This window comes from Janthinobacterium sp. BJB304, from assembly GCF_002735765.1.
Lineage (GTDB): Bacteria > Pseudomonadota > Gammaproteobacteria > Burkholderiales > Burkholderiaceae_D > Janthinobacterium.
Map to the genome: position 1 here is coordinate 192,791 of NZ_PDZN01000006.1, position 16,803 is coordinate 209,593.

General features: G+C 56.8%; 28 protein-coding genes. 1 reads left to right on the top strand and 27 read right to left on the bottom strand.

All coding sequences use genetic code 11. The annotated features are described in order from the left end of the window. Nucleotides 1-67: 67 nt before the first annotated feature. Together CSQ95_RS09495 and CSQ95_RS09500 are read right to left on the bottom strand one after the other, a co-directional pair. Complete coding sequence (locus tag CSQ95_RS09495; RefSeq protein WP_070292329.1) at nucleotides 68-1,426, bottom strand: ATP-binding protein; 1,359 nt, start codon at nucleotides 1,424-1,426, stop codon at nucleotides 68-70. After that, entirely contained in the window at nucleotides 1,423-2,151 is a 729-nt protein-coding gene (locus CSQ95_RS09500; protein ID WP_034753223.1) for a response regulator, read from the bottom strand. Before CSQ95_RS09500 ends, CSQ95_RS09495 begins: the two co-directional genes overlap by 4 nt. A gap of 186 nt (nucleotides 2,152-2,337) precedes the next feature. On the opposite strand from CSQ95_RS09500, the gene CSQ95_RS09505 reads away from it, so the two are divergent. Further along, nucleotides 2,338-2,871 (top strand): Spy/CpxP family protein refolding chaperone, encoded by a 534-nt coding sequence (locus CSQ95_RS09505; RefSeq protein WP_180279006.1) that lies wholly within the window; start codon nucleotides 2,338-2,340, stop codon nucleotides 2,869-2,871. A gap of 118 nt (nucleotides 2,872-2,989) precedes the next feature. Here the strand turns inward: CSQ95_RS09505 and dsbD are convergent, their stop codons facing one another. The 25 genes from dsbD to rpsS all read right to left on the bottom strand — a co-directional run bounded on the left by dsbD (nucleotide 2,990) and on the right by rpsS (nucleotide 16,801). Further along, nucleotides 2,990-4,939, bottom strand: a complete 1,950-nt coding sequence (gene dsbD / locus CSQ95_RS09510) for a protein-disulfide reductase DsbD (RefSeq protein WP_099409305.1) — start codon at nucleotides 4,937-4,939, stop codon at nucleotides 2,990-2,992. A gap of 158 nt (nucleotides 4,940-5,097) precedes the next feature. After that, entirely contained in the window at nucleotides 5,098-5,490 is a 393-nt protein-coding gene (gene rplQ, locus CSQ95_RS09515; RefSeq protein WP_034753219.1) for a 50S ribosomal protein L17, read from the bottom strand. A gap of 133 nt (nucleotides 5,491-5,623) precedes the next feature. Continuing rightward, nucleotides 5,624-6,601: a DNA-directed RNA polymerase subunit alpha gene (locus CSQ95_RS09520; protein ID WP_008444343.1), complete on the bottom strand. Its 978-nt coding sequence runs from the start codon at nucleotides 6,599-6,601 to the stop codon at nucleotides 5,624-5,626. Nucleotides 6,602-6,712: 111 nt separating this feature from the next. Further along, nucleotides 6,713-7,336: a 30S ribosomal protein S4 gene (gene rpsD / locus CSQ95_RS09525; RefSeq protein ID WP_010394478.1), complete on the bottom strand. Its 624-nt coding sequence runs from the start codon at nucleotides 7,334-7,336 to the stop codon at nucleotides 6,713-6,715. Between the two features lie 259 nt (nucleotides 7,337-7,595). Further along, entirely contained in the window at nucleotides 7,596-8,000 is a 405-nt protein-coding gene (gene rpsK, locus CSQ95_RS09530; protein WP_010394475.1) for a 30S ribosomal protein S11, read from the bottom strand. A 17-nt stretch (nucleotides 8,001-8,017) separates the two neighbouring features. Continuing rightward, entirely contained in the window at nucleotides 8,018-8,383 is a 366-nt protein-coding gene (gene rpsM / locus CSQ95_RS09535) for a 30S ribosomal protein S13 (protein WP_046681666.1), read from the bottom strand. A 14-nt stretch (nucleotides 8,384-8,397) separates the two neighbouring features. Further along, entirely contained in the window at nucleotides 8,398-8,511 is a 114-nt protein-coding gene (gene rpmJ, locus CSQ95_RS09540; protein ID WP_010394471.1) for a 50S ribosomal protein L36, read from the bottom strand. A gap of 42 nt (nucleotides 8,512-8,553) precedes the next feature. Beyond that, on the bottom strand, nucleotides 8,554-8,772 hold the full coding sequence (gene infA / locus CSQ95_RS09545; RefSeq protein WP_005663428.1) for a translation initiation factor IF-1: 219 nt from the start codon (nucleotides 8,770-8,772) through the stop codon (nucleotides 8,554-8,556). Between the two features lie 18 nt (nucleotides 8,773-8,790). Next, a complete protein-coding gene (gene secY, locus CSQ95_RS09550; RefSeq protein WP_010394438.1) occupies nucleotides 8,791-10,125 on the bottom strand; it encodes a preprotein translocase subunit SecY in 1,335 nt (444 codons plus the stop codon). Nucleotides 10,126-10,157: 32 nt separating this feature from the next. Continuing rightward, on the bottom strand, nucleotides 10,158-10,589 hold the full coding sequence (rplO, locus tag CSQ95_RS09555; RefSeq protein ID WP_034753211.1) for a 50S ribosomal protein L15: 432 nt from the start codon (nucleotides 10,587-10,589) through the stop codon (nucleotides 10,158-10,160). A 30-nt stretch (nucleotides 10,590-10,619) separates the two neighbouring features. Continuing rightward, nucleotides 10,620-10,799 carry a 50S ribosomal protein L30 gene (gene rpmD / locus CSQ95_RS09560; protein WP_010394435.1) on the bottom strand — a complete coding sequence of 60 codons (180 nt, stop codon included), beginning with the start codon at nucleotides 10,797-10,799 and terminating at the stop codon, nucleotides 10,620-10,622. 10 nt (nucleotides 10,800-10,809) lie between these two features. Continuing rightward, complete coding sequence (gene rpsE, locus CSQ95_RS09565; protein ID WP_010394433.1) at nucleotides 10,810-11,328, bottom strand: 30S ribosomal protein S5; 519 nt, start codon at nucleotides 11,326-11,328, stop codon at nucleotides 10,810-10,812. A 9-nt stretch (nucleotides 11,329-11,337) separates the two neighbouring features. Further along, nucleotides 11,338-11,700, bottom strand: coding sequence for a 50S ribosomal protein L18 (gene rplR, locus CSQ95_RS09570; RefSeq protein WP_010394431.1), 363 nt, complete (start codon nucleotides 11,698-11,700; stop codon nucleotides 11,338-11,340). A 13-nt stretch (nucleotides 11,701-11,713) separates the two neighbouring features. Then, nucleotides 11,714-12,247, bottom strand: coding sequence for a 50S ribosomal protein L6 (gene rplF, locus CSQ95_RS09575; protein WP_065310145.1), 534 nt, complete (start codon nucleotides 12,245-12,247; stop codon nucleotides 11,714-11,716). Nucleotides 12,248-12,257: 10 nt separating this feature from the next. Beyond that, nucleotides 12,258-12,653 carry a 30S ribosomal protein S8 gene (gene rpsH, locus CSQ95_RS09580; protein ID WP_034753208.1) on the bottom strand — a complete coding sequence of 132 codons (396 nt, stop codon included), beginning with the start codon at nucleotides 12,651-12,653 and terminating at the stop codon, nucleotides 12,258-12,260. Nucleotides 12,654-12,667: 14 nt separating this feature from the next. Then, nucleotides 12,668-12,973, bottom strand: coding sequence for a 30S ribosomal protein S14 (gene rpsN, locus CSQ95_RS09585; protein WP_010394423.1), 306 nt, complete (start codon nucleotides 12,971-12,973; stop codon nucleotides 12,668-12,670). A 2-nt stretch (nucleotides 12,974-12,975) separates the two neighbouring features. Beyond that, a complete protein-coding gene (rplE, locus tag CSQ95_RS09590; RefSeq protein WP_010394421.1) occupies nucleotides 12,976-13,515 on the bottom strand; it encodes a 50S ribosomal protein L5 in 540 nt (179 codons plus the stop codon). Between the two features lie 6 nt (nucleotides 13,516-13,521). Further along, the gene (rplX, locus tag CSQ95_RS09595) at nucleotides 13,522-13,836 is read right to left on the bottom strand and encodes a 50S ribosomal protein L24 (protein WP_034753204.1); all 315 of its coding nucleotides are present in this window, start codon (nucleotides 13,834-13,836) and stop codon (nucleotides 13,522-13,524) included. 9 nt (nucleotides 13,837-13,845) lie between these two features. Next, on the bottom strand, nucleotides 13,846-14,214 hold the full coding sequence (gene rplN, locus CSQ95_RS09600; RefSeq protein ID WP_008444317.1) for a 50S ribosomal protein L14: 369 nt from the start codon (nucleotides 14,212-14,214) through the stop codon (nucleotides 13,846-13,848). Between the two features lie 253 nt (nucleotides 14,215-14,467). Then, the gene (rpsQ, locus tag CSQ95_RS09605; RefSeq protein ID WP_010394415.1) at nucleotides 14,468-14,740 is read right to left on the bottom strand and encodes a 30S ribosomal protein S17; all 273 of its coding nucleotides are present in this window, start codon (nucleotides 14,738-14,740) and stop codon (nucleotides 14,468-14,470) included. Beyond that, a complete protein-coding gene (gene rpmC, locus CSQ95_RS09610; RefSeq protein WP_010394412.1) occupies nucleotides 14,737-14,928 on the bottom strand; it encodes a 50S ribosomal protein L29 in 192 nt (63 codons plus the stop codon). Before rpmC ends, rpsQ begins: the two co-directional genes overlap by 4 nt. 12 nt (nucleotides 14,929-14,940) lie before the next feature. Continuing rightward, on the bottom strand, nucleotides 14,941-15,360 hold the full coding sequence (rplP, locus tag CSQ95_RS09615) for a 50S ribosomal protein L16 (protein WP_034753201.1): 420 nt from the start codon (nucleotides 15,358-15,360) through the stop codon (nucleotides 14,941-14,943). A gap of 2 nt (nucleotides 15,361-15,362) precedes the next feature. Beyond that, the gene (rpsC, locus tag CSQ95_RS09620; RefSeq protein ID WP_034753199.1) at nucleotides 15,363-16,187 is read right to left on the bottom strand and encodes a 30S ribosomal protein S3; all 825 of its coding nucleotides are present in this window, start codon (nucleotides 16,185-16,187) and stop codon (nucleotides 15,363-15,365) included. A 9-nt stretch (nucleotides 16,188-16,196) separates the two neighbouring features. Further along, a complete protein-coding gene (rplV, locus tag CSQ95_RS09625) occupies nucleotides 16,197-16,529 on the bottom strand; it encodes a 50S ribosomal protein L22 (protein ID WP_170840583.1) in 333 nt (110 codons plus the stop codon). Next, on the bottom strand, nucleotides 16,526-16,801 hold the full coding sequence (gene rpsS / locus CSQ95_RS09630) for a 30S ribosomal protein S19 (RefSeq protein ID WP_008444295.1): 276 nt from the start codon (nucleotides 16,799-16,801) through the stop codon (nucleotides 16,526-16,528). Before rpsS ends, rplV begins: the two co-directional genes overlap by 4 nt. Nucleotides 16,802-16,803 lie beyond the last annotated feature (2 nt).

The window sequence follows — 16,803 nt, forward strand, 5'->3', positions numbered from 1 at the left end:
CGCAGGGCTGCAGGTTGAATGTAGTTGCCAGGGAGGCCTAACGCGCAATATTGTCGCATGGAAATGCTCACTTTCCTGCGTAATACTCTGGCACGATGAGGGTGACTTCCAGTCCACCGTCGACGTGATTGGCCAGCAAAACGGTGGCGCCGTGCTGCTCGGCGATATTGCGCGCGATGGTCAGGCCCAGGCCCGTACCGCCCGATTCGCGCGAACGCGAGGTTTCTATCCGGTAAAACGGTTCGAACACCTTGGCCAGCTGATCTGGCGCAATCCCCGGCCCGCCATCGCGGATGCGGATGCGTGCCGCGCCGGCGATGCGCTCGACGGTCACCTGCGCGTACTGGCCATATTTGACGGCATTGTCGATCAGGTTCACCAGGCAGCGCCGCATGGCGATCGGGCGCGCCATCAAGGCCATGCCGGCCTGCCCGGCCAGGGTCACATTCTGGCCCGCATCGGCCGCGTCGGAGCAAACGCTATCCAACAGCGAATCGAGATCGAGCGCCTGCATCGCTTCCGTGCTATCCATCGAACGGGCCAGGTCCAGCCCCTCCTTGACCATACTCTGCATGGCCGACAGGTCGCCCACCAGACGGTCATACAATTCCGTATCGGCCACTTTTTCCAGGCGCAGGCGCAAGCGCGTCAGCGGCGTCTGCAAGTCGTGCGTGATGGCAGCGAGCATCTGTGTACGCTGGGAAATATGCTGACGGATACGCGCCTGCATGGCATTGAAGGCGGCGCTGGCCTGGCGGATCTCGCTGGCGCCCGACAGGGTCAGCGGCGGATGGTTGATGTCGTTACCGAGGTCTTTTGCCGCCTGCGCCAGTTGCTTGAGCGGGCGCATGGTCATGCGCGTGACCAGGTAGGCGAGGATGGCGATGCTGATCAGGAAAGGCAGCAGAGTCATCCAGTCGTTATGTTCATTGAACGGCGGCTGCTGGCGCGGCGGCAAGACCATCAGGCGCAACACGTGGCCATCCTGCATGCGCACGTCGAGGTTTTCGCAGGTACCGCCCCATGGCTTGGCGGAAAACATGCCCGGCGACTGGCGCGGCTTGACGCAGGCTTCCGGGCGTTCGGCCAGCGCGCTGACCTTGAAGCCTTCGCCCAATTTGGCTTGCAGGGCGGAGGAAAATTCCGTCGGCTTGCCCGGCACATGCTCGACGTCGGGACGCAATTCCAGGCGTACGCTGCCCTTGTTGGCCACCTTCAGGTAGGCGGCGCGCGAGGCCAGCGGCACCACGTCGGCCGCCATCACCAGCTGCTCGGCCCGCTCGACGGCGTGGTAGTCGCGGTATTGCTCGATGGCGCGCTGGCGTTCGCCCACGGCCAGCCACTGCGTCAGCGCGGCCGAAGCGACGATGCCGATCAGCAAAAACATGAAGACACGGCCCGTCATCGATCCCAGGAAGGCCTTCACGCGTGCGGCTCCACATTGACCTGGCCGGCCAGCACGTAGCCGCCGTTGCGCACGGTCTTGATGATTTGCGGCAAGCGGGCATCTTCACCGAGCTTTTGCCGCAGGCGGCTGATCTGGATATCGATCGAGCGGTCGAACGGGTCCGCGTCGCGGCCCTGCGTCAGGTTCAGCAACTGGTCGCGGTTGAGCACGCGGTTCGGGTGCTCGAGGAACACGCGCAGCAAGCGAAATTCCGCGCCCGACAGCATGATCACCAGGCCGCTGGGGTTGAGCAGATGGCGCGCCGTCAAGTCGAGGGTCCAGCCGGAAAAGCGGATTTGCTGCGCCTTGTCCGACGGCACGTTCGACGGCATGGCATGGCTGCGGCGCAAGACACTGCGTATGCGCGCCAGCAATTCGCGCGGCTCGAACGGTTTCGGCAAATAATCGTCGGCGCCCATCTCCAGGCCCAGGATACGGTCCAGGGGCTCATTGCGCGCCGTCAGCATGATCACCGGCACCGTCGATTGGGCGCGCAGCTTGCGGCACAGGGTCAGGCCGTCGTCGCCAGGCAGGTTCAGGTCGAGCACGATCAAATCGGGCCGCGTTTCATCGAGAATTTTCCACATGGCCGTGCCATCTGCCGCGCCCAGGGTGCGGTAGGCGTTCGTTTCCAGGTAGTCCGCCAGCAAGCTGCGGATATCGCGGTCGTCGTCGACGATGAGAATTGTAGAAGTGGGTTCCATGGTACGAATTATCCCCACTTCCCCCGCCCTTGCACAACGCATTTGTATCGTCTTGTATATAGGAGACCCGAAGAAACATATAGATACAAACTGTCTGGCAGCGGACACTTCGGGGAAACATGGCGCGTCCAACATGGATTCATGTGCAGCAACATGTACATCCCTCACTTTTACAAAGGAATCCAGATGAACGCCTCAATGACAACCTTGCGCAAGAATTTGATCATCGCCATGAGCGTACTCGGCATGGGTGCGGCATCGCTGACCGTCCACGCCCAGGAAGCGGCCGCCAGCGCGCCTGCGGCCAGCACCAAGATGCAACATGAAGGCCAGCGCGGCCAGCACCGCGGTGGCAACCCGGCCGAACGCATGGCCAAGTACCAGGCCCGCCTGCACGACAAGCTGAAGCTGACGGCTGCGCAGGAACCGGCCTGGGCCACCTTCACGGCCGCCAATGCGCCGAAAAAGCCGATGGGCGACTGGAAAGCCAGGCACGAAGCGATGGCCAAGCTGTCGGCGCCGGAGCGCATGGAACAATGGATCGCCATGTCGAAGGAACGCATCGCAGACCAGGAAAGCCGCCTGGCCTCGTTGAAAACCTTTTATGCCGCACTGACGCCGGAGCAAAAGAAAGTGTTTGATGACAGCGTGCCTGGCGGCAAAGATGGAGGAATGCGCGGCCACCACCGAGGTCATGGCGCGCACCATAAAGCAGGCTGAACGTAGGTCGGATTAGCGGCAACGCCGCGTAATCCGACAACATGGTTGATGTATGCGGTGGCGTCGGGTTACGCCCTGACGGGCGAACCCGACCTACCCGACCTGCCCGTCCCCCCTCCTACTGCTCGAGCTTGCGCAACGAGGTCAGGAAGGTGGCAGCGTTCTGGAAGCCGATCACGCGCGACTGGGCGATTTCCTGCCCCTGCGGGTTGAACATGATGATGCCCGGCGGGCCGAACAGCTGAAAACGTTTCAGCATGGCCTTGTCGTCCGCATCATTGGCCGTCACGTCCACCTGCAGCAGCACGGCTTGCCCCATCTTCGCGCGCACGGCGGGGTCGACGAACGTCAGTTTTTCCATCTCGATGCACGACACGCACCAGTCCGCATAAAAGTCCAGCAAGGCCGGCTTGCCACCCAGCTGCGCCAGCGCCGCATCGAGCTGCGCCACGGTCTTTACACGCGTAAACGGTTGTGCGTGCACCTGGCCACCGCCGAGGTGTGCCAGCGGCGCCAGCGGATCGCGGCCACCGCTGACCACGCCGACCAGCTGCATCGCGCCCAGCACGGCAAACACGAGGCCGAAGGCCTTGGCCACCCAGGCGTGTTGCGCGCCGCTCTTGCCCACCAGCAGATACATGCCGTAGCCGACGAACAAGACCGTCCAGCCCAGCATCTGCACGGCGCCCGGCAGCACGGGCGAGACCAGCCACCAGGCCACGCCCAGCTGCAGCACGCCAAAGAAGCGTTTGACGGCATCCATCCACGCGCCGGCGCGCGGCAGCAAGGTGCCGGCCGACACACCGACCAACAGCAAGGGCACGCTCATGCCCACGGCCATGGCAAACAGGGCGCTGCCGCCGATGACGACGTCGCGCGTCTGGCTGATGTACAGCAAGGCGCCGGCCAGCGGCGCGGCCACGCAGGGTCCCACGATCAGCGCGGAAATGGCGCCCATGACGAACACGCCCGCCAGGCGGCCCGACGATTGCTGGTTCGATACGCTCGTCAGCTTGCCTTGCAGGAAAGCCGGCACTTGCAGCTCATAAAAACCGAACATCGACAAGGCCAGGCCCGCCATCAGCAAGGCAAAGAAGCCCAGCACCCACGGGTTTTGCAGCTGGGCCGCCAGGCCTTCGCCCGCCAGGCCAGCCGCCACGCCCAGCGCCGTGTAGACGATGGCCATGCCCAGCGCGTAGGTCAGCGACAGCAGCAAGCCGCGCGAGCGGCTGACCTTGGCGCCATCGCCGATGATGATCGACGACAAAATCGGCACCATCGGCAGCACGCACGGCGTAAACGCCAGCCCCAGGCCCAGCAGCATGAACAGGGGCACGATGACGAGCAGCTTGCCGCCCTTCAGGGCCGCCTCGATCTTGCCCATCTCGCTTTGCGCCGGCGCGGCGCTTGCCGCCACGGGCGCCGCCGCTACCGGCTCGGACGTGCTGGTGATATCGGCCTGGGGAATGCTCAGCACGGACACACCGGGCGACGCCTGCGCCTGCGGACCGTTGACGGCCGCCGTGTCGACTGCCGGCGCGGCCGGCAGAGCGAATTTCGACGGCAGGCCCGTGCCGGGCGCCACGCTCTGGCCGCCGCCAGCGCCCACCAGCTGGGCCGTGGCATCCTGCGGCGCATAACACAGGCCCTTGTCCGAACAGCCCTGTCCCGTCGCCTTCAGGGTGAACGCGCCGGCCGCCTCGACGGGAATGGTGATGGTCAGGGTCTTGCGGAAGGTTTCCACATTCTTCTGGAAGGTGTCGTCAAACTTGACCTTGCCAGCCGGATACGCGGGCGTGCCCAGCTTGGCGCCCACGGCCTCGAACTTGAAGCGCTCGTGGTACATATAGTAGCCGTCGGCGATCACGTAGGTGACGGCGATGGTGGACGGATCCTGCATGCGGGCGGAAAACTTGAAAGCCAGTTCCGGATCGAGGAATTCATCGTCGGCGCGGGCATGACTGGCGCCGAAGACGGCCATGGCCAGCAGCAAACAGGCGGCAAGCCAGATCAGCAGTTGATGTAATGGAGCGGCGCGCGCGGAGGCGCTGGAGGGGAAACGGGACATGAACTACCTTTTCGACCATTCGACAGAGGACGCGCGGAGCAGGCAGCGCTTGTGCCGGGCCGGCGCGAAAGAAGAATAGTACACCGCTGAAAGGATAGCTGCAGCAGAAAACAAAAAAGCCAGGCTAGGCCTGGCTTTCTCAGATGCAATTACTGGGATTACTCGCCAGCAACTTCAACTGCTTCGGTCGTATCTGGACGATCCATCAGTTCAACGAACGCCATAGGAGCGTTATCGCCGACACGGAAACCCATTTTCAGGATACGCACATAACCACCGTTACGGTTGGCGAAACGTGGGCCCAGTTCAGCGAACAATTTGACGACCATTTCACGGTCGCGCAGGCGGTTGAAGGCCAGACGCTTGTTTGCCAGGGAGTCGGTTTTGCCCAGGGTCAGAATTGGCTCGACAACGCGGCGCAGTTCTTTTGCTTTTGGCAGGGTGGTTTTGATCGCTTCGTGACGCAGCAGCGATACTGTCATGTTGCGCAGCATTGCCAGACGGTGGGACGAGGTACGATTCAGTTTACGGAGGCCGTGACCGTGACGCATGATAAATCCTTTCGGTGAGTGTTTAAATTCCAGCTCTTCGATCAATGAGGCAGAAGCTTCATCGCGGGCCGGTTTGGTACTACAAAATAAAAGCCTGGGACACCTGTCCCAGGCAGTTTGCTACAACTACGAATTACTTTTCCAGGCCGGCAGGCGGCCAGTTTTCCAGCTTCATGCCCAAGGTCAAGCCGCGCGATGCCAGCACTTCCTTGATTTCGTTCAGGGACTTGCGGCCCAGATTTGGCGTTTTCAGCAGTTCGTTTTCCGAACGTTGGATCAGGTCGCCGATGTAGTAGATGTTTTCCGCTTTCAGGCAGTTTGCCGAACGCACGGTCAACTCGAGGTCGTCGACTGGACGCAACAGGATAGGATCGACCAGCGGAGCGCGCGATGGCGCTTCGGCGGCAGCTTCCGTGCCTTCCAGGGCAGCGAACACATTCAACTGGTCCACCAGGACGCGGGCCGACTGGCGGATCGCTTCTTCCGGCGAGATCACGCCGTTGGTTTCGATGTTGATGATCAGCTTGTCCAGGTCGGTACGCTGTTCAACGCGGGCCGATTCAACGAAGTACGATACGCGGCGCACTGGCGAGAACGATGCATCGAGAATGATGCGGCCGATGGTCTTGTTCGTGTCTTCCGACAGGCGACGCACGTTACCAGGAACGTAGCCGCGGCCTTTTTCAACCTTGATCTGCATGTCCAGCTTGCCACCAGCGGTCAGGTGGGCGATCACGTGGTCAGGGTTGATCAGTTCCACGTCATGCGGCAGGTCGATGTCGGAGGCCAGGATCGCGCCTTCGCCTTCTTTTTTCAGGGTCAGGGTTACCGAATCGCGGTTGTGGACTTTGAAAACCACACCCTTCAAGTTCAGCAACAGATCGACGACGTCTTCCTGCACGCCATCGAGGGAGGAATATTCGTGGACGACGCCAGCGATCGTCACTTCGGTCGGCGCGTAGCCTACCATCGACGACAGCAGAACGCGGCGCAACGCGTTACCCAATGTGTGGCCATAGCCGCGCTCGAACGGTTCCATCACGACCTTGGCGTGACCTGCACCGAGAGCTTCAACATCGATAATACGTGGCTTCAACAAACTGTTTTGCATGAAATGTCCTTTTCAATACCCTCGGCTCATTACACCGATAAGGCTGATGGCATTAGTGAAACGCCCACTTTACAAAAGCAAAGTGGGCGGAGATCTTGCTACTGACTACTATTAACGCGAGTACAGCTCGACGATCAGCGATTCGTTGACGTCGTTAGCGATTTCGTTACGCTCTGGCAGGGACTTGAAGGTACCTTCCATTTTCTTGGCATCAACCGAAACCCAGCTAGGCATACCAACTTGTTCAGCCAGCGACAGTGCTTCAACGATACGCACTTGCTTTTTCGATTTTTCACGAACAGCAACGATGTCGCCAACTTTGACTGCGTACGAAGCGATGTTCACAACGATACCGTTCACGGTGAACGCTTTGTGGCTGACCAATTGACGCGCTTCAGCGCGGGTCGAGCCAAAGCCCATGCGGTAGCAAACGTTGTCCAGACGCGTTTCCAGCAACTTCAACAGCGTTTCGCCGGTGTTGCCTTTACGACGGTCTGCTTCAGCGAAGTAGCGGCGGAATTGACGTTCCAGCACGCCGTACATGCGCTTGACTTTTTGCTTTTCGCGCAGTTGGTTACCGTAGTCCGAGGTGCGGGCGCCGGATTTGACACCGTGCTGGCCTGGCTTGACGTCCAGTTTGCACTTGCTGTCCAGCGAGCGACGGGCGCTCTTCAGGAACAGGTCTGTACCTTCACGGCGGGAAAGTTTTGCTTTAGGTCCGATATAACGTGCCACGATACTTCCTTTTTTTTAAATGATAACACCCCAGCCACATGCATGATCAAACACACTGATGCGGTTAGGCGCTAGTCTGATTTGGTTTCAATCAGACGGTGGCTGAAAACGAAAAACCCGTCAAACAGAATTTGACAGGCAAGAACAGCCGGGCAGTATAACCGTTTCCGGCTCCCTGCTCCAGCGTTTTCACACAACTGTACTGAGTTACAACAGACAGCAAAGCAGCTGGCGCCGAAGCGCCCTCTGCAACACTATCTTAGATACGACGACGTTTCGGTGGACGGCAACCGTTGTGCGGTACCGGCGTCACGTCCTGGATCTCGGTGATCTTGATACCCAGGTTGTTCAGCGCGCGAACGGCGGATTCACGACCAGGACCCGGGCCCTTGATACGTACTTCCAGGTTCTTGACGCCACACTCAACAGCCACTTTACCAGCGGCTTCCGCGGCGACCTGCGCTGCGAACGGGGTCGATTTACGCGAACCCTTGAAGCCTGCACCGCCGGAGGTAGCCCACGACAAGGCATTGCCTTGACGATCGGTGATGGTAATGATGGTGTTATTGAACGATGCGTGGACATGTGCGATGCCTTCAGCGACGTTCTTTTTAACTTTTTTACGCACGCGTGCTGATGCGGCGTTATTTTGCGACTTAGCCATAATTATTCCCTAGCGGATTATTTTTTCAGCGATTGAGCGGCTTTACGCGGTCCCTTGCGGGTACGTGCGTTCGTACGCGTACGCTGGCCACGGCAAGGCAGACCCTTACGATGACGCATGCCGCGGTAGCAACCCAGATCCATCAAACGCTTGATGTTCATGGACAGTTCACGACGCAGATCGCCTTCGACGATGAATTTACCTACTTCATCGCGCAGCTTTTCCAGTTCGCTGTCATCCAGATCTTTGATCTTTTTGTTGGTTGCTACACCGGTCGATGCACAGATTTTCTCTGCGCGTGGACGGCCCACACCGTAGATGGCCGTCAGGCCGATAACGGTATGCTGATGATTTGGGATATTAACCCCTGCAATACGTGCCATTTGTTATTCCTCGATTAACCTTGACGCTGCTTGTGACGTGGTTCCACGCAGATTACGCGGACTACGCCTTTGCGCTTGATGATCTTGCAGTTGCGGCAGATCCGCTTGACTGATGCGAGAACTTTCATTTTGGGGCTCTTTCTTTCGCTTCTTTGGTTTGATTCAGTGTGTTACTTGGTACGGAACACAATGCGGGCTCGGCTCAGGTCGTACGGCGTTAACTCCACCGTCACCTTGTCTCCAGGGAGAATGCGAATATAGTTCATCCGCATTTTACCTGAAATATGCCCGAGCACCACGTGTCCGTTCTCCAGCTTCACTCGAAATGTTGCATTTGGGAGATTCTCAAGAATCTCGCCCTGCATCTGTATGACGTCGTCTTTTGCCATTCGGTATGTTTACCGCGCTTAACGCGTCGGAATTCCGCCCTTGAAATTTGCTTTGCGCAGCAGCGAATCATATTGCTGCGACATCACGTAGTTCTGTACTTGCGCCATGAAATCCATGGTGACAACTACAATAATCAATAAAGAAGTACCGCCGAAATAGAATGGTACTTTCCACTGGGCTTGCATAAATTCCGGCAATAAACACACCAGGGTGATGTAGACTGCGCCGGCAAGTGTCAAGCGTGTCAGGATCTTGTCGATGTAACGAGCTGTCTGTTCGCCTGGACGGATCCCGGGAATGAACGCACCGCTTTTCTTCAAGTTATCCGCTGTTTCCTTGCTGTTAAACACCAGCGCTGTATAGAAGAAACAGAAAAACACGATCGCCACTGCGTACAACAGCGCATGGATAGGCTCACCAGGCCCCATCGATGCTGCCAAATCTTTCAAGAACCGCACCGCAGGGTTAGCGTTGTCGGCGCCCTTCGAAAACCAGTCCACGATAGTGGCCGGGAACAAGATGATCGAAGAAGCAAAGATCGGCGGGATCACGCCGGCCATGTTCAGCTTCAACGGCAAATGGCTGGTTTGACCGCCATAAATCTTGTTGCCTACCTGGCGCTTCGCGTAATTGACCAATATTTTGCGCTGACCACGTTCGACGAATACAACGAAGTACGTTACCAGTGCTACCAGGATCACGATGAAAATCGCGCTGAAGCTGCCGATCGAACCATTCGACACCTGAGTGAACAAGCCACCCAACGCCGACGGCAGACCTGCTGCAATCCCGGCAAAAATGATGATCGAGATGCCATTCCCCAAGCCACGCTCGGTAATTTGCTCACCCAACCACATCAAAAACATTGTTCCGGTCAACAAAGTGACGACCGTCACGAAGCGGAATGCAAGACCAGGTTCCAACACCAGACCAGCTTGCGACTCCAGTGCGACTGCAATGCCTAACGCTTGGAACAGTGCCAGGGCAACCGTGAAATACCGGGTGTACTGGGTGATCTTGCGACGACCTGCTTCGCCTTCTTTTTTCAACGCTTCCATCTGCGGTGACACGATCGACAGCAATTGCATGATGATCGAGGCCGAGATATAAGGCATGATACCCAGCGCAAACACTGTAAAACGAGACAAGGCACCGCCCGAGAACATGTTGAACATGCCCAGGACGCCGCCTTCGTGCTCCTTGAACAGCGAGGCTAATTGTGTCGGGTCAATCCCGGGAACCGGGACGTGAGCACCGATACGATAAACCACCAATGCGCCAAGCAAAAACCAGAGCCGTCCCCAAGGGAAACCGGCCGCTGCACTTTTAGCAAGTTGTGGATTAGTCGCCAATTTTCGCTCCGATCAAGCTGTTAGCGGTCAACTCAGGCTACCGAGCCGCCGGCTGCTTCGATGGCTGCTTTCGCGCCAGCGGACACTTTCAAGCCCTTCAAATTCACCGCTTTGGTGATTTCGCCGGACAAGATCACGCGCACGTCACGGGCCAACACGCCCAGAACGCCAGCTTGCTTCAAGACCAGAATGTCGACATCGCCAACAGCCAGGTTGTTCAGATCGGACAGGCGCACTTCAGCTTTGAAGGTTGCGTGCATCGATTTGAAACCGCGCTTAGGCAGACGGCGTTGCAGAGGCATCTGACCGCCTTCGAAACCGACTTTATGAAAGCCGCCCGAACGCGATTTCTGACCTTTGTGACCACGACCCGAGGTTTTACCCAGGCCGGAGCCGATACCGCGACCGACGCGACGCTTGTAGTGCTTAGCGCCTTCGGCTGGTGCAATAGTATTCAATTCCATGATTTGCTCCGTTCGTGTAAGCCCGAAGGCTTACCCGACAACTTTAACGAGATACGATACTTTATTGATCATGCCGCGTACGGATGGGGTGTCTTGCAATTCGGAAACCGAATTTACACGACGCAGACCCAGACCGCGCACGGTAGCGCGATGCGATTCGCGCGTACCGATCAAGCCCTTGACCAATTGCACTTTGACTGTGTTTGTCATTTTGTCCACCTTAAGCCAGAATGTCTTCGACCGACTTGCCGCGTTTGGCAGCGATATCGGAAGCAGTGCTCATTTTCGACAGGCCGTCCAGCGTAGCGCGTACCAGGTTGTATGGGTTGTTCGAACCGGTGGATTTCGCCACCACGTCCGTCACGCCCATCACTTCGAAGATAGCGCGCATTGCGCCACCAGCGATAACGCCAGTACCAGGCTTAGCCGGGTTCATCAGGACCTTGGAGGCGCCGTGACGACCAACAACCGTGTGATGCAAGGTACCGTTTTTGAGCGGTACTTTGATCAGGTTGCGACGGGCTTCTTCCATTGCCTTCTGCACGCCAACTGGCACTTCTTTCGATTTGCCCTTGCCCATGCCGACGCGGCCATCGCCATCACCAACTACGGTCAGCGCGGCGAAACCCATGATACGACCACCCTTGACCACTTTGGTCACGCGGTTGATCGCGATCATTTTTTCGCGCATGCCATCATCCGGCTTGTCGCTTTGCATTTTTGCTTGCATTTTTGCCATGATTGATCCTTAGAACTTCAGACCGGCTTCGCGTGCGGCTTCTGCCAACGCTTTCACACGGCCGTGGTAACGAAAACCGGAGCGGTCAAACGCAACTTCGGTAATCCCTGCTTTCAACGCTTTTTCAGCGACGCGCTTGCCGATCAAGGCTGCAGCAGCGGCATTGCCGCCTTTGCCGGATTGGCCTGCCAGTTCAGCGCGAACTTCCGCTTCAGCCGTCGAGGCCGAAACCAGGACTTTAGCGTCCGGGCTGATCAGGTTGGCGTAAATGTGCAGGTTGGTGCGATGCACCGACAAGCGATTTACTTTCAATTCCGCAATCTTGATGCGGGTTTGGCGTCCGCGGCGAAGCCGTGATTCTTTCTTATCCATCGTCAGCCCCTAATTACTTCTTCTTGGTTTCTTTAAGCTTAACCACTTCGTCCGCATAGCGAACGCCCTTGCCCTTGTAAGGCTCAGGGGAGCGGTAAGCACGAACTTCAGCGGCTACCTGGCCAACCTGTTGACGGTCGATACCTTTAATCAGGATCTCGGTCGGGGTTGGTGTTGCGCAGGTAACGCCAGCTGGCATGTCATGCACTACAGGGTGCGAGAAACCCAGGGACAGATTCAGCTTGTCGCCTTGAGCTTGCGCCTTGTAACCCACGCCTACCAGGTTCAGCTTTTTCTCGAAACCCTTGGTGACGCCAACAACCATGTTGTTGACCAGTGCGCGCAGCGTGCCGGACATGGCATTGGCTTCGCGGCTGTCGTTCGCCACGTCGAAACTCAGGGTTCCTGCATTGTTTTCCACTTTGACCTGGCCGGTGAGGGCCTGGGAAAGTACGCCCAGCGGGCCTTTTACGGTGATCGCTTGTGCGGAGATGGCGACTTCGGCGCCAGCTGGCACTACGATAGGCATTTTAGCTACTCGAGACATGTGTAACTCCTTAAGCCACGTAGCAAATAACTTCGCCGCCGACACCGGTAGCGCGTGCTTTGCGGTCAGTCATGACGCCTTGCGGAGTCGACACGATCGCCACACCCAAGCCATTCATCACAACAGGGATCTCGTCTTTACCCTTGTAGACGCGCAGACCCGGACGGGACACGCGCTCCAAGCGCTCAATGACGGGACGGCCAACATAATACTTCAAACCGATTTTCAGTTCCGCTTTGCCACCAGCTTCGGCAACAGCGAAATCTTCAATGTAACCCTCGTCCTTCAGGACGCTGGCAATCGCAATTTTGACTTTCGACGATGGCATGGCCACGGTCGTCTTTTGCACGCCTTGTGCATTGCGAATGCGGGTCAGCATATCGGCGATAGGATCGCTCATACTCATTGCATATTCTCCTATTACCAGCTTGCTTTTGTCATACCCGGAATTTCACCACGCATGGCGAATTCACGGAGCTTGATACGACCCAGACCGAATTTACGGAATGTGCCGCGCGGACGACCAGTGATGGCGCAACGGTTACGTTGACGCGTCGGGTTCGAGTTACGTGGCAGCGCCTGCAGTTTCAGGCGAGCTTCGTAGCGCTCTTCTTCCGATTTCGATTGGTCATCGACGATGGCCTTGAGAGCTTCGCGCTTAGGGGCGAATTTCGCCACCAGGTCAGCACGCTTGATCTCACGATTAATCAGTGACAGTTTGGCCATGATCAGTTCCTGAAAGGGAATTTAAAGGCGGCGAGCAAAGCTTTGGCTTCGTCATCGGTCTTAGCGGTTGTCGTGATGCTGATATTCATACCGCGCAACGCGTCAATCTTGTCGTATTCGATTTCAGGGAAAATGATCTGTTCCTTGACACCGATGTTGTAGTTGCCACGACCATCAAATGCACGGCCGTTCACACCACGGAAATCGCGTACGCGCGGCAGAGCCACGGTAATGAAGCGATCCAGGAACTCGTACATGCGAGCGCCGCGCAGGGTGACCATCGTACCGATCGGGTAACCTTCACGGATTTTGAAGCCTGCGATCGCTTTGCGGGACTTGGTGGTCACTGGCTTCTGGCCGGCGATCTTGGTCAAGTCAGCAACTGCGTGCTCGAGAACTTTTTTATCCGCGATAGCCTCACCAACACCCATGTTCAGGGTGATCTTGGTCAGGCGTGGAACTTCCATTACCGACTTGTAACCAAACTTGCTGGTCAGGTCGGCAACGACTTTTTCTTTATAGAATTCTTGGAGACGTGCCATGATTTCTTAAGCCTTCACTACTTCGCCGGAGGATTTAAAGATGCGAACTTTCTTGCCGTCCACTTCTTTGAAACCCACGCGATCTGCCTTGCCAGTCGCTGCATTAAACAATGCAACGTTGGACACGTGAATTGGCATGGTCTTATCGACGATACCACCAGTTACGCCAGTCATCGGGTTTGGCTTAGTCGCTTTTTTAGCGATGTTAATGCCGTCAACCACGATATGTTCAGCATCGATACGCTGCTGTACCACACCACGTTTGCCCTTGTCTTTCCCGGTCAGAACGATGACTTCGTCGTTTTTACGAATCTTATCCATTACGACTCCTTACAGGACTTCCGGTGCCAGGGACACGATTTTCATGAACTTCTCAGTGCGCAGTTCGCGCGTGACAGGTCCAAAAATACGGGTACCGATCGGTTCCAGCTTGGCGTTCAACAGAACGGCGGCATTGCCGTCGAACTTCACCAGGGAACCGTCTTGGCGGCGAACACCTTTAGCGGTGCGCACAACCACGGCGTTATAAATTTCACCTTTTTTGACACGGCCACGTGGCGCAGCAACCTTAACGGTTACCTTGATCACATCGCCAATGCCAGCATAACGGCGCTTGGAGCCGCCCAATACCTTGATGCACATTACTTCTTTGGCACCGGTATTGTCAGCCACTTCGAGCCGGCTTTCAGTTTGAATCATAGTATTCTCTTTCCCAACTTAAGCCGAAGAATCCACACAATGTAGACCCACGGTCAGTCTTGGTCCCGCCAGAGCCGCCCTGCTGGGCTTCACTGTTTGGGTGCATGACCTTCATACATCAACTGACCGCGAATGCTACTGTCTGTGGCCAGACACTTTGCGGCGTTACATGAACGAAGCCCGCAAGTATTACATACAATTTGCGGGCCTGCAAGTACTAATTAAAAGCCACCGCCGAAACGGTGGTTTTTATTTAAACGGTTGGTGCGGCTTGAACCACACGTGTCACCGTCCATGCCTTCGTTTTGGAGATCGGGCGACCTTCCTGGATCTCGACCGTGTCACCGGCCTTGACTTGGTTGGTCTCGTCATGCGCGTGATACTTGTTCGAGCGCATGATGATCTTGCCATACAAAGGATGTTTTACGTGGCGCTCGATCAGAACGGTAACGGTCTTGTCCATCTTGTCCGAAACCACTTTACCGATCAGCGTGCGCTTGAGCGACTGTTTCACTGGTTCGTTCATTTGGCTTCCTTCAGATTCATTACCGTCTTCACACGCGCGATATCGCGGCGTACCTTCTTGAGCTGCGAAGTGTTGCTCAGCTGCTGCGTAGCGATTTGCATGCGCAGGCCGAACTGTGCCTTCAACAGGTCATTCAGCTCTTTTTGCAGAGCTGGCTGGTCCTTGCCGCGGAGTTCAGATGCTTTCATATACAACTCCAATTATTGGCCGACTTGGCGGATGACAAACGTCGTCGCCAGTGGCAGTTTAGCGGCGGCAAGACGGAATGCTTCCCGTGCCAGCGCTTCATCAACGCCATCCATTTCGTACAGTACTTTGCCTGGCTGAATTTCAGCGACGTAGTACTCAGGATTACCTTTACCGTTACCCATACGGACTTCAGCCGGTTTGTTCGAAATCGGTTTGTCCGGGAAAATACGGATCCAGATACGGCCACCGCGCTTGATGTGACGCGTCATTGCACGACGCGCCGCTTCAATTTGACGCGCAGTGATACGACCGCGCGCAACTGCCTTCAGACCGAATTCGCCAAACGACACGGCGGTGCCGCGGCTGTGCGAAATACCGGTGTTACGGCCTTTCTGCTCTTTACGATACTTTCTGCGTGCTGGTTGCAGCATGATTATTCTCCTGCTTTCTCAGCTGGTGCTGCTGCGGCGGCCGGTTTAGCGGCGGTACGCACACGTGCACCTGGTGCTGTGGATGGTTTCGCACCGGCACCGGCTGGACGTGGACGGCCAGCTGGCTTGCCATCGTCACGGCGTGGGCCGCGGCTTTTCTTCTCGTCAGCTGGGGTATCGATGACTGGTGCATCGCCGTTAGGCGCGCGGTCACCCTTGTATACCCACACCTTGACACCGATGATGCCGTAGGTGGTCGACGCTTCGCTGGTACCGTAGTCGATATCGGCGCGCAGGGTATGCAGAGGCACGCGGCCTTCGCGGTACCACTCTTTACGCGCGATTTCGATACCGTTCAGACGGCCGGACGACATGATCTTGATACCGAGAGCACCCAGGCGCATTGCATTTTGCATTGCACGCTTCATGGCGCGGCGGAACATGATCCGTTTTTCCAGCTGCTGAGCGATCGAATCGGCGATCAGTTGCGAGTCGATTTCTGGCTTGCGAATTTCTTCGATGTTCACGTGAACAGGCACGCCCATGATCTTGGTCAGCGCGGACTTCAATACTTCGATGTCTTCGCCTTTTTTACCAATGACCACGCCTGGACGCGAGCTGTAGATCGTGAAGCGCGCGTTCTTGGCTGGGCGCTCGATAACGATGCGGCCAACGGAAGCGTTCTTCAGTTTCTTTTTCAGGTAAGCACGTGCTTTCAAGTCTTCGTTCAGCATGGCAGCGAAATTACCGTTGCCTGCATACCAGCGCGAAGCCCAGTTACGGGTGACCGCCAGACGGAAACCGGTTGGATGAATTTTCTGACCCATCGTGGCTCCTTAGTTACCGACAGTCACGTAAACGTGACAGGATTGTTTCGAAATACGGTCGCCACGGCCTTTTGCACGCGCGGTGAAGCGCTTCAGGACCGGGCCCTTTTCGACGTAGATCGTTTTCACGAACAATTCGTCGATGTCCGCGCCATCATTGTGCTCGGCATTCGCAATAGCGGATTCCAGAACGCGTTTGATGATCGCAGCACCTTTTTTCGGGCTGAATTGCAAGATGTTGAGTGCAGCGTCAACTTTCTTGCCACGGATCAGGTCAGCAACCAGGCGGCCCTTTTGGTCCGACAGGCGCACACCTTTGAGGATAGCTTTAGTTTCCATTATTTCTTAGCCTTTTTGTCAGCTGCATGGCCCTTGAACGTACGGGTCAGTGCGAATTCGCCGAGCTTGTGACCAACCATGTTTTCGGAAACATAAACCGGCACGTGCAGCTTGCCGTTATGAACCGCGATCGTCAGGCCGATGAAGTCAGGCATGATTGTCGAACGACGCGACCAGGTTTTGATTGGCTTTTTGTCTTTGGCTGCTTGCGCGGCTTCAACTTTTTTCACCAGGTGGGCGTCACAGAACGGCCCTTTTTTCAATGAACGTGTCATGT

Excerpts from the sequence above, each read along its gene's own strand:
- CSQ95_RS09520 (WP_008444343.1), bottom strand. The coding sequence starts at position 6,601 with ATGCAAAACAGTTTGTTGAAGCCACGTATTATCGATGTTGAAGCTCTC.
- rpmD (WP_010394435.1), bottom strand. The coding sequence starts at position 10,799 with ATGACAAACACAGTCAAAGTGCAATTGGTCAAGGGCTTGATCGGTACG.
- rpmC (WP_010394412.1), bottom strand. The coding sequence starts at position 14,928 with ATGAAAGCATCTGAACTCCGCGGCAAGGACCAGCCAGCTCTGCAAAAA.
- rplN (WP_008444317.1), bottom strand. The coding sequence starts at position 14,214 with ATGATTCAAACTGAAAGCCGGCTCGAAGTGGCTGACAATACCGGTGCC.
- rplX (WP_034753204.1), bottom strand. The coding sequence starts at position 13,836 with ATGGATAAGATTCGTAAAAACGACGAAGTCATCGTTCTGACCGGGAAA.
- rpmJ (WP_010394471.1), bottom strand. The coding sequence starts at position 8,511 with ATGAAAGTTCTCGCATCAGTCAAGCGGATCTGCCGCAACTGCAAGATC.
- rplP (WP_034753201.1), bottom strand. The coding sequence starts at position 15,360 with ATGCTGCAACCAGCACGCAGAAAGTATCGTAAAGAGCAGAAAGGCCGT.
- rpsS (WP_008444295.1), bottom strand. The coding sequence starts at position 16,801 with ATGACACGTTCATTGAAAAAAGGGCCGTTCTGTGACGCCCACCTGGTG.
- CSQ95_RS09505 (WP_180279006.1), top strand. The coding sequence starts at position 2,338 with ATGAACGCCTCAATGACAACCTTGCGCAAGAATTTGATCATCGCCATG.
- rpsH (WP_034753208.1), bottom strand. The coding sequence starts at position 12,653 with ATGAGTATGAGCGATCCTATCGCCGATATGCTGACCCGCATTCGCAAT.
- infA (WP_005663428.1), bottom strand. The coding sequence starts at position 8,772 with ATGGCAAAAGACGACGTCATACAGATGCAGGGCGAGATTCTTGAGAAT.
- rpsQ (WP_010394415.1), bottom strand. The coding sequence starts at position 14,740 with ATGAACGAACCAGTGAAACAGTCGCTCAAGCGCACGCTGATCGGTAAA.
- rpsE (WP_010394433.1), bottom strand. The coding sequence starts at position 11,328 with ATGGCAAAAATGCAAGCAAAAATGCAAAGCGACAAGCCGGATGATGGC.
- rplE (WP_010394421.1), bottom strand. The coding sequence starts at position 13,515 with ATGGCACGTCTCCAAGAATTCTATAAAGAAAAAGTCGTTGCCGACCTG.
- rplO (WP_034753211.1), bottom strand. The coding sequence starts at position 10,589 with ATGGAATTGAATACTATTGCACCAGCCGAAGGCGCTAAGCACTACAAG.
- rplQ (WP_034753219.1), bottom strand. The coding sequence starts at position 5,490 with ATGCGTCACGGTCACGGCCTCCGTAAACTGAATCGTACCTCGTCCCAC.
- CSQ95_RS09500 (WP_034753223.1), bottom strand. The coding sequence starts at position 2,151 with ATGGAACCCACTTCTACAATTCTCATCGTCGACGACGACCGCGATATC.
- rpsM (WP_046681666.1), bottom strand. The coding sequence starts at position 8,383 with ATGGCACGTATTGCAGGGGTTAATATCCCAAATCATCAGCATACCGTT.
- rpsN (WP_010394423.1), bottom strand. The coding sequence starts at position 12,973 with ATGGCCAAACTGTCACTGATTAATCGTGAGATCAAGCGTGCTGACCTG.
- rpsC (WP_034753199.1), bottom strand. The coding sequence starts at position 16,187 with ATGGGTCAGAAAATTCATCCAACCGGTTTCCGTCTGGCGGTCACCCGT.
- rpsK (WP_010394475.1), bottom strand. The coding sequence starts at position 8,000 with ATGGCTAAGTCGCAAAATAACGCCGCATCAGCACGCGTGCGTAAAAAA.
- dsbD (WP_099409305.1), bottom strand. The coding sequence starts at position 4,939 with ATGTCCCGTTTCCCCTCCAGCGCCTCCGCGCGCGCCGCTCCATTACAT.
- rplF (WP_065310145.1), bottom strand. The coding sequence starts at position 12,247 with ATGTCTCGAGTAGCTAAAATGCCTATCGTAGTGCCAGCTGGCGCCGAA.
- rplR (WP_010394431.1), bottom strand. The coding sequence starts at position 11,700 with ATGGATAAGAAAGAATCACGGCTTCGCCGCGGACGCCAAACCCGCATC.